Source organism: Shewanella sp. MM_2022_3, from assembly GCF_022557375.1.
Lineage (GTDB): Bacteria > Pseudomonadota > Gammaproteobacteria > Enterobacterales > Shewanellaceae > Shewanella > Shewanella xiamenensis.
Window position 1 is genome coordinate 68,931 of sequence record NZ_JAKZGV010000011.1, and the last position, 14,709, is coordinate 83,639.

12 protein-coding genes are annotated in these 14,709 nt (G+C 47.1%); 7 read left to right on the forward strand and 5 right to left on the reverse strand.

The annotated features are described in order from the left end of the window. The first annotated feature begins 187 nt into the window (after nt 1-187). The 4 genes from MMG82_RS08875 (at nt 188) to MMG82_RS08890 (ending at nt 4,991) form a co-directional block, all read left to right on the forward strand. The gene (locus MMG82_RS08875; protein ID WP_088586173.1) at nt 188-1,405 is read left to right on the forward strand and encodes an aspartate aminotransferase family protein; all 1,218 of its coding nucleotides are present in this window, start codon (nt 188-190) and stop codon (nt 1,403-1,405) included. A 125-nt stretch (nt 1,406-1,530) separates the two neighbouring features. Continuing rightward, on the forward strand, nt 1,531-2,550 hold the full coding sequence (gene astA / locus MMG82_RS08880) for an arginine N-succinyltransferase (RefSeq protein ID WP_037414161.1): 1,020 nt from the start codon (nt 1,531-1,533) through the stop codon (nt 2,548-2,550). Between the two features lie 9 nt (nt 2,551-2,559). Beyond that, nucleotides 2,560-4,023, forward strand: a complete 1,464-nt coding sequence (gene astD, locus MMG82_RS08885; protein ID WP_088586172.1) for a succinylglutamate-semialdehyde dehydrogenase — start codon at nt 2,560-2,562, stop codon at nt 4,021-4,023. Between the two features lie 164 nt (nt 4,024-4,187). Continuing rightward, nucleotides 4,188-4,991: a DUF1338 domain-containing protein gene (locus MMG82_RS08890; protein ID WP_037427007.1), complete on the forward strand. Its 804-nt coding sequence runs from the start codon at nt 4,188-4,190 to the stop codon at nt 4,989-4,991. 144 nt (nt 4,992-5,135) lie between these two features. Here the strand turns inward: MMG82_RS08890 and MMG82_RS08895 are convergent, their stop codons facing one another. The 4 genes from MMG82_RS08895 to crp all read right to left on the reverse strand — a co-directional run bounded on the left by MMG82_RS08895 (nt 5,136) and on the right by crp (nt 8,181). Then, nucleotides 5,136-6,464: an ATP-binding protein gene (locus MMG82_RS08895; RefSeq protein WP_037427010.1), complete on the reverse strand. Its 1,329-nt coding sequence runs from the start codon at nt 6,462-6,464 to the stop codon at nt 5,136-5,138. Further along, on the reverse strand, nt 6,461-7,135 hold the full coding sequence (locus tag MMG82_RS08900) for a response regulator transcription factor (protein ID WP_037414152.1): 675 nt from the start codon (nt 7,133-7,135) through the stop codon (nt 6,461-6,463). Before MMG82_RS08900 ends, MMG82_RS08895 begins: the two co-directional genes overlap by 4 nt. Then, on the reverse strand, nt 7,116-7,463 hold the full coding sequence (locus tag MMG82_RS08905; protein WP_037414150.1) for a hypothetical protein: 348 nt from the start codon (nt 7,461-7,463) through the stop codon (nt 7,116-7,118). The genes MMG82_RS08900 and MMG82_RS08905 overlap by 20 nt, the downstream gene beginning before the upstream one ends. Nucleotides 7,464-7,545: 82 nt before the next feature. After that, the gene (gene crp, locus MMG82_RS08910; protein WP_011070954.1) at nt 7,546-8,181 is read right to left on the reverse strand and encodes a cAMP-activated global transcriptional regulator CRP; all 636 of its coding nucleotides are present in this window, start codon (nt 8,179-8,181) and stop codon (nt 7,546-7,548) included. Nucleotides 8,182-8,602: 421 nt separating this feature from the next. On the opposite strand from crp, the gene MMG82_RS08915 reads away from it, so the two are divergent. Next, the gene (locus MMG82_RS08915) at nt 8,603-9,382 is read left to right on the forward strand and encodes a tetratricopeptide repeat protein (RefSeq protein ID WP_037414147.1); all 780 of its coding nucleotides are present in this window, start codon (nt 8,603-8,605) and stop codon (nt 9,380-9,382) included. A gap of 68 nt (nt 9,383-9,450) precedes the next feature. On the opposite strand, the gene thpR is transcribed toward MMG82_RS08915, so the two are convergent. Continuing rightward, a complete protein-coding gene (gene thpR / locus MMG82_RS08920) occupies nt 9,451-10,026 on the reverse strand; it encodes an RNA 2',3'-cyclic phosphodiesterase (protein WP_218737483.1) in 576 nt (191 codons plus the stop codon). Nucleotides 10,027-10,197: 171 nt separating this feature from the next. On the opposite strand from thpR, the gene MMG82_RS08925 reads away from it, so the two are divergent. Both MMG82_RS08925 and MMG82_RS08930 read left to right on the forward strand, forming a co-directional pair. Beyond that, a complete protein-coding gene (locus MMG82_RS08925; RefSeq protein WP_241406762.1) occupies nt 10,198-12,384 on the forward strand; it encodes an EAL domain-containing protein in 2,187 nt (728 codons plus the stop codon). Between the two features lie 206 nt (nt 12,385-12,590). Next, the gene (locus MMG82_RS08930) at nt 12,591-14,597 is read left to right on the forward strand and encodes a TonB-dependent copper receptor (protein ID WP_241406763.1); all 2,007 of its coding nucleotides are present in this window, start codon (nt 12,591-12,593) and stop codon (nt 14,595-14,597) included. The last annotated feature ends 112 nt before the right edge of the window (nt 14,598-14,709 follow it).

Here is a 14,709-nt window from a genome sequence, read left to right on the forward strand (position 1 = left end):
CTTTATGCACTTTGGCCTTAAGCATGGTGAATGTTGTTTGTGAAAAACTGGTATTTTGATCACAATTTCGCTAATAATGGCTATTAATAGACACAAGCATACCCTGTATCACTAACTCAAGATAAAGATACGTTGGGGACTCAGACGGCTCCCGATGCCGTTACATTTAAACAAAGGATGAAGAAGAATGAGCGTTGATATGAAGTTGAATCGTGCCCAGTTTGATGCGGTTATGGTGCCTAACTATGCGCCTGCTGCCGTGATCCCAGTACGTGGCGAAGGCAGCCGTGTATGGGATCAAGAGGGTAACGAATTTATCGATTTTGCTGGCGGTATCGCGGTAAATTGCTTAGGTCACTGTCATCCTGCCTTAGTGAATGCCTTAAAAAACCAAGGCGAAAAATTATGGCATCTGTCTAACGTCATGACCAACGAGCCTGCACTCGAGCTGGCCACTAAGTTAGTCAATAGCACATTTGCTGAGCGTGTCTATTTTGCCAACTCTGGCGCCGAAGCCAACGAAGCGGCACTGAAATTAGCCCGTCGTTATGCTTTAGAAAAATACGGCGTAGAGAAAGATGAAATCATCGCCTTCGATAAAGCCTTCCACGGCCGTACTTTCTTCACCGTGAGCGTTGGTGGTCAAGCGGCCTATTCCGATGGTTTTGGTCCAAAACCGCAAAGCATTACCCACTTACCTTATAACGATGTTGCGGCATTAGAAGCGGCCGTATCGGATAAAACCTGCGCCATCATGCTTGAGCCGCTGCAAGGTGAGGGCGGTATTATTAATGCTGATCCTGCGTTCCTCAAAGCGGTGCGTGAACTGGCTAATAAACACAATGCACTGGTGATTTTCGACGAAGTACAAACTGGTGTTGGCCGTACGGGTGAACTTTATGCTTACATGGGCACCGACATAGTGCCGGATATTCTTACCACGGCTAAAGCACTTGGCGGTGGTTTCCCTATTGCAGCTATGCTGACTACTGCGGAAATTGCTGAGCACCTAAAAGTGGGGACTCACGGTTCAACCTATGGTGGTAATCCATTAGCTTGTGCTATCGGCAACGCGGTATTAGATGTGGTTAACACGCCAGAAGTCTTGAATGGTGTGAAACATCGCGAGCAATTATTACGCGATGGCTTGAACAAAATTAATGAAAAATATCACGTTTTCTCTGAAGTTCGCGGTAAAGGCTTACTGTTAGGGGCGGTTCTTAATGAACAATATCAAGGTCGTTCACGTGACTTTTTAGTGGCATCTGTTGCTGAAGGCTTAATGAGCCTGATGGCGGGGGCCAACGTAGTTCGTTTTGCACCTTCACTGGTGATCCCTGAGGCAGATATTGCAGAAGGTCTGGCACGTTTTGAACGTGCCGTGGCGAGCATCGCCGCTGCCTAAGGACCAAAGGAGTGCTGAATTTTATTCGCACTCCTTTTTTGTCAGGGAATTCTTGCAGATATCATTCCTGTCTTTTGAAGATAGGCGCATTGGTGCACTGCAAGCTTAAGTGAGGAGACACTAAGATGTTAATCATACGTCCTATTCGGGCTGGCGACTTTGAATCTCTATACCAAATTGCCGAAGAGTCTGGTCATGGTTTTACCTCATTGCCAGTCAATGCCGATTTGCTTCGGCATAAAATTGCCCGTGCTGAAGCCTCTTTTGCCAAAGTTGTCGATAAGCCCTTTGATGAAGGTTACTTAATGGTGCTCGAGGATACCGCGACCCGTGAAGTGGTCGGCACCTGCGCGATTGAAGCCGCAGTCGGTATGGAAGATGCCTTCTACCATTATCGCCTCGGAACTGAGGTGTACCATTCTGAGCAAATTGAAGTTCGCAACGAGGTGGAAACCTTAACCCTTTGTCACGATTACACCGGCGCCGCTGAGCTTTGTACCCTGTTTTTACGGGAGCCTTATCGTAAGGGGAATAATGGCCGCATGTTATCCCGCAGCCGTTTTCTGTTTTTGGCGCAGCATGCCAAACGCTTTGGCGAAACTGTGATTGCTGAAATGCGTGGTGTGAGTGATGCAGATGGTCATTCTCCCTTCTATGGTTGGTTGCAAAAAAACTTTTTAGGCATTGATTTTATTCAAGCTGACTACCTGTCTGGCTTAGGTAAAAAAGCCTTTATGGCGGAGATGATGCCCCGTAACCCTGTGTATGTTTGCCTGCTGCCAGAAGAAGCGCAAAAAGTGATCGGCGAAGTACACACTAATACGCGTCCGGCCCTAAGCTTGCTGCAGGCCGAAGGTTTTAGATGCCGCGGTTATGTGGATATTTTCGATGGTGGCCCAACGGTCGAGTGCCGTTTAACCGATATTCGTGCTGTGCGTGAAAGCCGTCTACTGACGGTCGAAATTGGTGATATGCCAGAATCCGATAAGCAATTTATTATCTCTAACACTCAATTAGCCAATTACAGAGCGACCGCAGCTTATCTCTGCGTTGATGATAAAGCTGAGCAGGTGGTAATTAGCCCAGAACTCGCCGAAGGTTTGTTACTCGCAAAAGGCGATCAAATCCGTATTTTGGCAATGTAGGAATAGCAAATGACACATTTTATTAAAGGCCAGTGGCACGCTGGCAAGGGTCATGATGTGACCTCTAGCAACCCAGCAAATGGCGAAATTATTTGGCGCGGCCAAACGGCGACAGCCGATCAAGTCAACGCTGCCGTCGATGCCGCCCGTGAAGCTCAGTTCGATTGGTTTATGTTAGGTTTTGATGCGCGTCTAAAGATAGTTGAAGCTTATCGTAGCCAACTCGAAGCGAACAAAGCCGAATTAGCCGAAACGATCGCTCAGGAAACCGGTAAACCCCAGTGGGAAACGGCGACAGAAGTTGCTGCCATGATTGGTAAGATTGGCCTGTCGGCAACGGCTTATAACAAGCGCACCGGCACTGAAGCCAATGACACGCCAGCAGGGCGCGCCGTGCTACGCCATAAGCCTCACGGTGTGGTTGCTGTGTTTGGGCCCTATAACTTCCCTGGGCATTTACCCAATGGTCATATAGTGCCAGCATTGCTTGCGGGCAATACCGTGGTGTTTAAGCCCTCTGAATTGACGCCTAAAGTGGCCGAGTTAATGGTCTCTCTCTGGGAAAAAGCGGGTCTGCCCGCGGGTGTAATCAACTTAGTCCAAGGTGAAGTCGATACGGGTAAAGCGCTGGCGTCGCACCCACAACTCGACGGCCTATTCTTTACTGGTAGCTCTCGCACTGGTCACCTGTTGCACCAGCAATATGCGGGTCATCCGGGTAAGATCCTCGCCTTAGAAATGGGCGGTAATAACCCGCTGATTATTAAAGGCGTCGCCGATATTAAAGCGGCGGTGCACGATATTCTGCAATCGGCCTATATTTCATCAGGCCAGCGTTGTACCTGTGCCCGCAGGCTCTATGTTGAGCAAGGCGAGCAGGGCGATGCCTTGGTCGCCAAGCTGGTTGAAGCGGTGAAGCAGATTAAAGTCGGTCCTTGGAACGCGCAGCCACAACCATTTATGGGCTCAATGATTTCCGAAGGCGCAGCGAAAGGTATGGTGGCGGCGCAGGCTAACTTGCAGAACTTAGGCGGCGTGTCACTGGTTGAACTCACTCACCTGCAAGCTGGAACAGGCTTAGTCTCACCCGGGCTTATCGATGTCACTGCGGTGAGCGAGTTACCCGATGAGGAATACTTTGGACCACTGCTGCAATTAGTGCGCTACAGCGATTTTGACCAAGCGATTAAGCTGGCTAACCAAACCCGTTATGGCTTATCTGCGGGTATCTTGGCCGATAGCCGTGATGATTATGAGTATTTCCTTGCCCGCATTCGTGCGGGGATTGTGAACTGGAACAAGCAGATCACTGGTGCCTCGGGTGCTGCGCCCTTTGGTGGCGTAGGTGCTTCGGGTAACCACAGGGCGAGTGCATTTTATGCCGCCGACTACTGTGCTTATCCCGTTGCCTCCGTTGAGGCGGATGCGGTGAGCTTACCCGCAAGTTTAAGCCCAGGGTTAAGTTTAGAGTGACATCATTGAGGAAGAACCTAGGTTCTTCCTTTTTCATCACAAGCAGTAACGTTACTTGGGCTGCTACTGAGCGCCGTTGTGCAGCAAGTGGCTAGGGTCGTTACATTGAGTGCGAGCGGCAAAACAATACTCACTATAGTCGCAGCACAATAAAAGGAGTTTTTATGCACACAGATATCAATGCGTTATTTGCCGCCCTCTGGCAAGACTATATTCAAATGACCCCATCTGCGGCCAAGGTGCACGAGCTACTTGGACACGGCAAGCCGATTATCAACGACCATATCGCCCTGCGTACTTTTAACATCGCTAAGGTGAATTTAGCCGTATTAGCAGAGCACTTTACCTCTTTAGGTTATGTGGCCTGCGGTGACTATAAGTTTGAACAGAAAAAACTGGTGGCAAAGCATTTTGAGCACCCAGATGCGACTCAACCTAAGGTGTTTATTTCTGAGCTATTGGTGGAAGAGTTTAGCCCATCACTGCAAAGCACTATCCAAGGCTTGATTGCCCAAGTGGATGAGCAAGCGACGAAAGCGGATAACTTTATCTATTCGGGTCGTCATTGGACGCTGGATGCTAAAACCTACGAGACGCTGCTCGAAGAGAGTGAATATGCGGCTTGGGTCGCAGCCTTTGGCTACCGCGCCAATCATTTTACAGTCTCTATCAACCACCTTGAGGGCTTCGAGACATTAGAATCTGTGAATGAGGCGCTTAAGCAAGCGGGCTTTGTGCTCAATAGCTCAGGTGGCGAAATCAAAGGTTCACCAGAGGTGTTACTGGAGCAATCATCGACTATGGCCGATAAAATCGCTGTGGCATTTAGCGATGCAACGGTTGAGATCCCAAGCTGCTTTTATGAGTTTGCCCTGCGTTATCCAAAGGCGAATGGTGAGCTGTATACGGGATTCGTGGCCGCATCAGCCGATAAGATTTTTGAGAGCACCAACGCGAAAAAAGCCTAATGAATTAGGTTGTTGCTGACTTAATCTCAAACAAAAACGCCATCAATTGATGGCGTTTTTTATGGGTGGCACTTAGAGCAAATAGCTAGGACAACAATAGTTAGCTCAACACATGTTCGCTAAGCACGCTTAGCTAAGCACTCGTTAGCCAAAGACTAGTTCAATACTGAGGCCAGATAAGTGGCTGCTGTGTTTAAACTTAAGTTCAATGCCATATTGCTCGGCAATTTCTTTCACTATCGATAACCCTAGGCCATGACCCATGACGGATTCATCAAGGCGCGTGCCCCTTTGGGTGAGTTTATCGAGTTCGTCGTCAGCAACACCTGGGCCATCATCATCGATGCTAAGGCAGAGTTTGTTTTGCGCCTTCCACAGTTTTACCGTGACTTGGCTACCCGCCCATTTAAAGGCGTTATCGAGCAGATTCCCTAAGAGCTCCATACCATCTTCCCTATGAATAGGCAGGCGTTGGATACTAGGATCGAGCTCAAAGTCGCAGTTGATGTTTTTGCTTCTGTGCACTTTGTTAAGGGTATTGGCGAGGCTGTGAAGATCCCTCGGCACCACTAACTGGGCGGCAGGTAACATATCACCGGTGATCCGCGCCGCCGCAAGCTTACGCTCGACCATTTTATGGATAGCGTCGAGTTGCTGTTGCAACGCCATGGCGGTATCGGGATCTTTTAGCCCCAAGGCTTCTACCTGTTGCTGCATCACTGCCAGTGGGGTTTTGAGCCCATGGCTTAAGTTGCCTAAGTTATTGCGGCTACGTTCTATTTGCTTGGCGGTGTATTCCAATAACTCGTTGTAGGTCTTCGCCAGCGGTTGCACTTCGGGCGGAATGTTATTCAGCTCTAAGGCGTTAATCTCGCCTTCTTGTAGGCGTGACAGTGCATGTTGGATCTGTTTAACGGGTTTAAAGGATTGGCGCAGGATCAGGAATATACCCGCGATCATGGCCACTAACATGGCGAGGTTAACCCCAAGCTTAGTGCCGTAGACTTCACTAAATACCCGCCGACCAATACTCAAATCTTGTGCGACAGTAAGCGTAGCGGTCACATTGGCACTGCTGGAATTTAATCCAAGAGATAACAACTGCATATCATTATTTTTAGGTCCCTTTGCCTGCCAGACACGGGTCTGGTTTGGCGCTAAAGGTTCGATATCGAGCTGCATATCCCACAGGGAGCGGGAGCGGATCACTTCATTGGGCAGGTTTAGCTGGAAATAACGCCCCGAATAGGCGGGGCGGTAGAAGCTCGACAGTTGGCTCTGATCGATGTGGATTTCCCCATTATTGAAATGGGTTGCCAGCATAATGTGTTCTAAATCTTCTTCTAAGCGATTGATAATCGAGTCGTGAAACGCTTGGCGCAGCATGGACTCAAATAATACGAGTCCAACCACTGTGCCTAATACCAATAAGCCCGTTAACCATAAACTGAGCTTAGTGCGAATCGAGATCATGCAGTCACGCCGTGGAAGATATAACCTTGGCCGCGGCGGGTTTCTATCGCAGTTTTACCGAGTTTTTTGCGCAGATGAGTCACGTAAACTTCAACCACATTACTCTCTTTCTCGTCGTCAAACTGATAGAGCTTGTCCGTCAGTTGAGCCTTAGATAACAGCTTCTTAGGTGACATGAGGAAGATTTTTAACAGCCTGAATTCCATGGCAGTCAATTCATATAAATGCTCGCCAACGCTGACGGTTTGTTCGGCTTCATCTAAGGTGACGCCGCCATAGCTAAGTTGCTTGCTGGAATTATTTAAACGGCCATGGGCGCGATGAATAAGCGCTTGGATACGCGCTAATAACTCCTGTGCGTGGAAGGGTTTTCCTAAATAATCATCGGCACCGGCATTGAAACCTTCGACCTTTTCATGCCATTGGCTGCGGGCGGTTAACATAATAACAGGAGTGCTAATGCCTTGATTACGCCAGCCTTCGAGTAATTCCAGCCCATTGCCATCGGGGAGACCAATATCTAAGATCACGCAATCGTATTGGGTTTCTTTAACGAGGTAATCGGCTTCAACCGCTTTGTCAGTAATATCGGTAACGTAGCCAGCCTGTTTGAGTTGTTTCTCCAGTTCGGAGACCAACATCGGATTATCTTCAACGAGTAGCAGTTTCATGTTTTCGACATTCGCTCGGTAGTGCGGTGGAGTGTTCAAGTTGACCGTTGGTGGCATCAATACTCAGATTCACTATTTGGCCGCGTTGCACTTTGATTTGCAAATCATAGCGCCATTTATGATCTTCTTGATAGAGATGTGCGTCAATTAGTTCACCTTGGCAGAATTGATTGACCACGGCTAGGGTGCCATTGAGTGATAGAATTTGCCCAGAGTTGACTAAAGCCTTGGCTTGATAATGTTCTAATTCAATCGGTTCGGCGTTAATTATTGTTGGATGCACCAGCGTAAACAGACTGAAAAAACAGATAAATAACAGCCGTTTCATTTATGCTCCCCAATAAAAAATGGCCTAGATTTTATGCTAGGCCACTTTAATGAAACAGGCTTAAATCAAGCTGAAGTCTAACTTAACGGGTGCCATATACCACAATGGTTTTACCGTGTGCTTGAATGAGATTTTGTTCTTCAAGCATCTTTAAGATACGACCCACAGTTTCGCGGGAACAACCAACGATCTGACCAATTTCTTGGCGAGTGATCTTAATTTGCATGCCGTCTGGGTGAGTCATGGCATCAGGTTGTTTTGCTAAATGCAACAATGTTTGGGCAATACGGCCTGCCACATCGAGGAATGCTAAATTACCGACTTTCTGGCTAGTGCTCTGTAGGCGGTATGCCATTTGAGCCGAAAGCTTCATCAGAATTTCGGGGTTAACTTGGATTAATTGCTTGAACTTCTTGTAAGAGATTTCAGCAATTTCACATGCTTGTTTTGCACGAACCCAGGCTGTACGTTCAGCTTGTTCTTCGAACAATCCTAACTCACCGATAAAGTCGCCTTGATTAAGATAAGATAGGATCATTTCCTTACCTTCTTCATCTTTAATCAATACCGCAACAGAACCTTTTACGATGTAATAAAGGGTATCTGAGTCTTCACCAGCATGGATCAAGGTGCTTTTAGCGGGATACTTATGAATGTGACAGTGTGATAAAAACCATTCCAAAGTTGGGTCCGGTTTTGGCTTACCAATCAGAGCCATGTCGATGTTCCTCGATTGATTAAAACGAAAGTAAGAATATTCTAAATAAGCATTTTACGTCAATTACACCCATAAAAACTTGATGGACATCTTAGTTTAGAATGAGTGAATAAATGCAATTAACCAACTAAAATTAGAGCTTATTTTGCTACTTTAGTGATATTAGTCAACTAAATCGGTGTCAAACTCACTGGATTCACTTAACTCTGTAGAGTTAATCACATCTTATAAAGGCTTTTAAGGGTTTTTTGTGAGTAAAATAATCGTAAACCTTAGTGGCCTGACATTGTGAGTCGAGCAATTTAAAAATCAGCGGTGATTTTTCCCTTTATTTAAGGTCAATTGAACCTATTTAGACTCGACTTATGGGGTTAATTCTGGCTAACTTGGGGACGCGGTTGTTTTTCGAAGAGGTTACCACGTGAAATACAGACAATGGGTTTTCGGTGCAGGATTGACTTTATCCGTTGGATTAAGTTCTGCTGCATACGCATTTTCTATCCCGCAGCCCGCAAATGAAATTGCGGCGAGTAAATTTGTGCATATTCAAGTTCAGGCGGAACAAGGTGATGCCGATGCGCAATTTTTACTGGGACTGATGTTTCTCTCTGGACGTTATGTGCAGCAAGAAGTGCCATCAGGACTGCACTGGATAACTCTCGCCGCCGAGCAACAACACGAAAAGGCGCAGCAAACTTTGGCGGATCTCTCTTTTGAAGGCCAATTGATTAAACGAGACTTAGCTGTTGCCGAGCGTTGGTATAAGGATATGGGCGAGCGAGGTAACCGTTGGGCACAGTTCCGTTTAGGCTTTATTTACGCTTCGGGTGGTGATGGCGTTAAGCGCAATTGCGGTAAAGCGGTAGAGCAATTTTCCCGTGTTGGCGATGATATTGCCCTTGGCAATGTGGCTTGGATTCTCGCAACTTGCCCTGAGGCCGAATACCGTGATGGCAATAAAGCGCTTCAGTTATCTCTACAGCTCCTTAAGGTCAACGAAAACGATCCCACTAATCTCGACAACTTGGCCGCGGCCTATGCGGAAGTGGGCGATTTTGGCGCTGCCGTTTCGACGCAGCAAAAAGCGATTGCAGCTTTGAAGATGACGGCTGAAGCGACTAAAACCGATGAATTTAAGCAGCGTTTACATAGCTATGAGCAAAAACGCGCCTACCGTGAGACACTGCGTTTGCTCGATTAAACCCGTTAGTGTTTTATTATCTTTATCAGCCCGGGCTATGCTCGGGCTGATTGTTTCTGGCGTCTTATTTATTGGGCGGATTCAGGCTGTTCGAGCGGCCAAGAATGTAAGATGTGATATTCCACCCCACGATTACCGCTTGAAGAAAGGTACAAATGAAGCTGTTCGGGAGCGAGCGTTAGTTCAGTTATTGGTGTATTCGCTAGATCCTTGAGGAGAAGTTCGTTATCAAAGGTGCTCAAAGACTTGGCTTTTCTAAACAAGCTGATATGCGGTCGAAATGGATGTTCGCTCTGATGCAATTGCAACTGCTGCGCTAAATCTTGCGCCTGTGATGCCAGTAACGCCAACGCCGGGCTAACCCTATCTCCCTTTAAACAACATACCTGTGCCTTGGGCCAAACGGCGAGCTTATCCAGTTGTACAGTAAATCGTGGCCGATGCAGTTTATCAACGGCTTCGAGCAGTTGCGTCTTTTGAGACTGATGGGCTAAGCCTAAAAAAGCGAGGGTGAGATGAAAATTCGCTTTGCTTACGGGTTTTGCATGGGGCGTTAACTGTTGTGCTAAGCATTGCTGCAATTGCAGCAGTGGCATGCGTTGAGTCTCATTAAGGGCGAATCCAAGAAATAGTCGTTGTAACACTCTTTATCTCCGCTACCTGCTCAAATGCCAAACATAAGCTATGCTTTTGTTTGGTAATACAGAAAGGCCCGTGGTCATTATTCATCATCGGCTTTCGATGACTTGAATTTGTTTCTGGGAAGTGTAGCAATAATACCTTAAATGGAATTGTAGGTAAGGAAATCCCTTTTCATGTCAGATGGTTTAGCAAATTCACTCCAACAGGCATTAGTGACGATTTTTAGCGAAACGCCGCTAGAAACCCTAGAGCAAAATGTTGATAGAGCATTAGAGGCGATTACACTTCAGTTGCACTGTGATGGGGTGTTTGTGCTAACGGGGAGTTTATCCCTCGACCATTTACGCACCCGTAATTTGTATTTAAAACCGCAATTTAGCCAGGGCCAGCAGACTCGCGTTTGGCCGCTTGCGCGTATGCCTTTTTTTCGCTCCCTTGTGAGAAACCCCAAGCTGCTGAATCTACCCGATGTGAATACATTACCGCCAGAAGCTCAGGCGGAGCGGGCATTGTTACGGGATTGGGATGTCAAAAGTCTACTGGTGTTACCCCCCGTCGTATTTGGAGAAACCCGTATTGCCCTTGGGGCGGTAAATTGCTCCGAATGCTGTGAGTGGACCGAGGAGTTTATTCAGGAGTTTCAACATGCGGCTGTGATGATTGGTTCGGCGATGGAGCTGACTCGTATCGCCCATGATATGTTAGCGAGTGAAAACAAATATCGCGAAGTCTTTAATCAATTGCCCTTGGCTTGTGCTTTGCTGGATAAACAAAATCAACTGACGATGCTGAATAAAGTGGCGCTGCAAACCTTGCCAGTGCAGCATGGATACGATTTATTCAGCATGGTGCGCGATGAAGAGCACGCGATGCTCTCCGATACGTTGCATATGGTGCGTGAAGGCGTATTAGGACAAGCTTGGTGCGAATTGCCGCTTAAATCGCTGCATCAATTAGAGTGGTTAAGGCTCAGTTTTAGTCAGATCCACGGTGATAAGGACACCCTGGTTATGATTGCCGAAGATGTGAGTGAAAAGTATCGGCTGGCCGATGAGCTCTCTTTTCATGCTAACTACGATGCTCTTACCGGATTGCCCAATCGGCTGCACTTTGAGGCGTTACTCGATAATTTGCTGCATAGCAAAGATGATATGCCTACCTGTGTTGCCTTTATCGATGTCGATCAATTTCAAGTGATCAACAATGTTAGCGGTCATCAAGCGGGGGATAAGTTACTGTGCCAGTTAACATTGCGGCTTAAACAACTGGTGCGCAAGGGCGATATTGTTGCTCGGCTTGGTGGTGATGAGTTCGGTATTTTAATGCATTACTGCAATGTGGATTCGGCGCAGCATATTGCTAAGCGGATTTGTACTCAGTTAGCAACTCACGAATTTATCTGGGAAAACCGCTGCCACAATGTCAGCGTCAGTATGGGGATAGCTAAGTTCGATAGGTCGGCCTCTGATATTTATACCGTGATGAGCCATGCTGATGCGGCCTGTCGACTCGCCAAAGATAAGGGGCGAAATGGCTGGCATTTATACAGTGCTAAAGATCCTAAAATGACCCGTCTTTACACTGAAATGATGGCCTCGGTAGATATTGTTAGTGCCCTCGCGTTAAATCAATTTGAGCTTTATTTTCAAAGTATTGCACCACTAAATTGCGAAGAGCCAGGATTACATTTAGAAGTGCTGCTCCGTATGGTGCAGCCCAATGGCAACATTGTTTCGCCAGCAATTTTCCTACCTGCCGCTGAGCGCTATAACTTGGCCGCCAAAGTAGACTTGTGGGTCATTGATAATCTGCTGAAGTGGGGGAGTAGCCATTTAGCGATTTGGCAGCAATTGGGGCTGGTATCCGTCAACCTTTCGGCGACGTCTTTGGGTGATAGCGAGTTTATGAATTGGCTTGAAATGCGGCTAATGACTGAACCTGAGTTGGTGGATAAACTCTGCATTGAGATCACCGAAACCGCCGCCGTAAGCCAATTAGATCAAGCAACTAAATTGATTGAAGTGCTTAGGCCATTAAATTGCCAGCTCGCGCTGGATGACTTTGGTGCGGGATTTTCAAGTTTTGCTTATCTCAAACGTTTAAATGTGGATTACGTCAAAATCGATGGTCAGTTTGTTATCAATCTGTGTGACGATGATGCGGATCAAGCAATCATCAAAGCCATCTGTCAGCTCGGACAAGATATGGGATTTGATGTGGTAGCCGAGTTTGTTGAATCGACAGAAATTGGTTTAAAATTAAAGAGCTTAGGAGTGGATTATGTTCAAGGTTATGCGATTAATAAACCCGCGCCATTGCTAACATTAACCTCTGGATTGGCCGAGCCTTGGCTGCTGTAACGGCGGTTATCCTTCATGTGAGTTTTTATACTTCTGCAATTCTTAATTTGTAAGTGACTCATTTATCAATATTTACCTTAATGTGAGCCCATGCAACTTAGGCTGCGACAGATTGTCGCGCCAAGCCGAGTTTTGATTGCACTTATATCACCAGTCATAACAATACCCCCACAAAAATCATTAAAAACAATATGTAGGGGAATGTCATGCCGTATCAACCTATCAAATTAGCGCTTATTTTAGCGGGTGTTTTGAGCACTGCTGCGCCTCAACTGGCTTGGTCTGCTGAGGCGACCGACTGTGGTGATGACCAAAAATGTAAAGATTATCTGCTGGTTACCGCTGATGTGATGCGTCAGCCAGTACACTTAGTGAGTGATCCCAAACAAAATCGATTGCCATTACCCGCCTATGATGGCTCAGGGTTTTTACGCACGATTCCGGGATTTAATATCACCCGTAAAGGCGGCTCTGGCGGCGATCCGATGTTTCGTGGCTTAGGTGGTTCGCGCTTAAACATCGTTGATGATGGCCAGCATGTGTATGGTGCCTGTGGTGGACGTATGGATCCGCCAACCAATTATATTTATCCCGAAACTTACGATCAGATAACGGTTATTAAAGGCCCGCAGACGGTGAAATATGGCCCTGTCGGCACCGCGGGCACAATTCTGTTTGAGAAAAACCGCCATCGTTTTAATCAAGCGGATCTTGAAGGGCGTGCCAGTGCGACGGGTGGCAGTTTCGATAGACGAGATGCCATGGTGGAGTTGAGTGCAGGGGATAAAAATTACTACCTTGATTTTGATATTAATCAATCGAGTAGTGATCATTATCAGGACGGCAATGGCAATAAGGTGCAATCCAGTTATGACCGCCAAAACGCCAATCTTGCCCTAGGTTGGACACCTACTGAGCGTACCGTTGTGGAGTTAGCTTACGGTGAGTCGAGCGGTGAGGCAGAGTATGCCGACAGATTAAATAAGGCTCGCCAAATTGATAACCGTGATGCGGCGGTGCTCATACAACATGAGTTTGAGTCGACCTGGCTGGCCGCAGTCGAGTTACAAGCCTTTAGCAATAAGAACGACCATATTATGGACCGATTTGATGAAGGGGTGAATTCTGGCTCGAATGTGCGCCGGATGACCGACGGTGGTCATCTTTGGTTTGATTTAACCCCGCTCGATGCCCTCGAATTAACATTGGGGCTGGATTATATGTCTAGCGCGCATGATGGCCGCAGCATGGCAACGGGGGATGTTGGTTTAGACGACTTACTCAATAAGCCGTTTAAGGAAGATATGCGCTATAAAAACTATGCGTTGTTTGCCGAATCCCGTTACGGCTTTGATAACCAAGGTTCAGGTAATAGTAGTTTGCACGCTGGACTGAGAGTTGATCGCTGGGATAGCGAATTGTTAATCGCCCAGCAGGGTGAGCGGGAGGATACCCTCTACAGCGGTTATGTGCGTTATGAATATCAACTCGATGCTCATCAATACTATGCTGGATTTGGCTCGGCGCAGCGCGTGCCAGACTATTGGGAGATCATGAAGGCTAGCGCCGATAATCCAGCACAAAAAGCCTTTGATCTTAAGGCTGAAACGACCAATCAATTTGATATAGGCTGGATTTACCAAGGTCCGGTTGAAGCGTCAGTGTCACTCTTTTACGGTGAGATTAATGACTATATTTTGATTGATTCGACCAGCAACACCACGGTAGCCCGTAATATTGATGCCAGCTTATTCGGTGGCGAAGCAAGCCTAGACTATGCGCTTAATGAGCAATGGTCGACTCAACTTACCTTAAGTTATACCCATGGTGAAAACGATACCGACAAGGTCGCACTTGGGCAAATATCGCCGTTAGAGGCAAGATTAATTGTTAATTATCAATGGCAAGCTTGGACAATGGCGGCGCAGTGGCGGCTAGTTGCATCGCAGGATCGTTATACCTTAGGTCACGGCAATATTGTGGGCCAAGACTTAGGCCCAAGTAGTGGCTTTGGTTCCTTGGCACTCAATGCTTCTTGGTCATACAGCAAGGATTTATCCTTTATCTTTGGTGTTGAAAACCTGTTTGATGCAACCTACGCAGAGCATGTGAGTAAGGCGGGTACGGGTAATGATCTGCCTGGCAGTGAGGCCATGTTCAGGGTCAACGAGCCGGGGCGTAATCTCTGGGCTAAGCTGACCTATCAGTTCTAACTCGGCTTATTTGTGCTATTAGCGCCCCGAGAGCCTTGCTGTCGGGGCGATGCTATTTTTAGCTGGCCAATGCCAAACTGCGACGTATCAAAGCCGAGGCTGCGGGAGGGAC

What these genes read in the sequence shown, in the direction of transcription:
- MMG82_RS08925 (WP_241406762.1), top strand. Translation starts at nt 10,198, where the DNA reads ATGTCAGATGGTTTAGCAAATTCACTCCAACAGGCATTAGTGACGATT.
- MMG82_RS08875 (WP_088586173.1), top strand. Translation starts at nt 188, where the DNA reads ATGAGCGTTGATATGAAGTTGAATCGTGCCCAGTTTGATGCGGTTATG.
- astA (WP_037414161.1), top strand. Translation starts at nt 1,531, where the DNA reads ATGTTAATCATACGTCCTATTCGGGCTGGCGACTTTGAATCTCTATAC.
- astD (WP_088586172.1), top strand. Translation starts at nt 2,560, where the DNA reads ATGACACATTTTATTAAAGGCCAGTGGCACGCTGGCAAGGGTCATGAT.
- MMG82_RS08890 (WP_037427007.1), top strand. Translation starts at nt 4,188, where the DNA reads ATGCACACAGATATCAATGCGTTATTTGCCGCCCTCTGGCAAGACTAT.
- MMG82_RS08900 (WP_037414152.1), bottom strand. Translation starts at nt 7,135, where the DNA reads ATGAAACTGCTACTCGTTGAAGATAATCCGATGTTGGTCTCCGAACTG.
- crp (WP_011070954.1), bottom strand. Translation starts at nt 8,181, where the DNA reads ATGGCTCTGATTGGTAAGCCAAAACCGGACCCAACTTTGGAATGGTTT.
- MMG82_RS08930 (WP_241406763.1), top strand. Translation starts at nt 12,591, where the DNA reads ATGCCGTATCAACCTATCAAATTAGCGCTTATTTTAGCGGGTGTTTTG.
- MMG82_RS08895 (WP_037427010.1), bottom strand. Translation starts at nt 6,464, where the DNA reads ATGATCTCGATTCGCACTAAGCTCAGTTTATGGTTAACGGGCTTATTG.
- MMG82_RS08905 (WP_037414150.1), bottom strand. Translation starts at nt 7,463, where the DNA reads ATGAAACGGCTGTTATTTATCTGTTTTTTCAGTCTGTTTACGCTGGTG.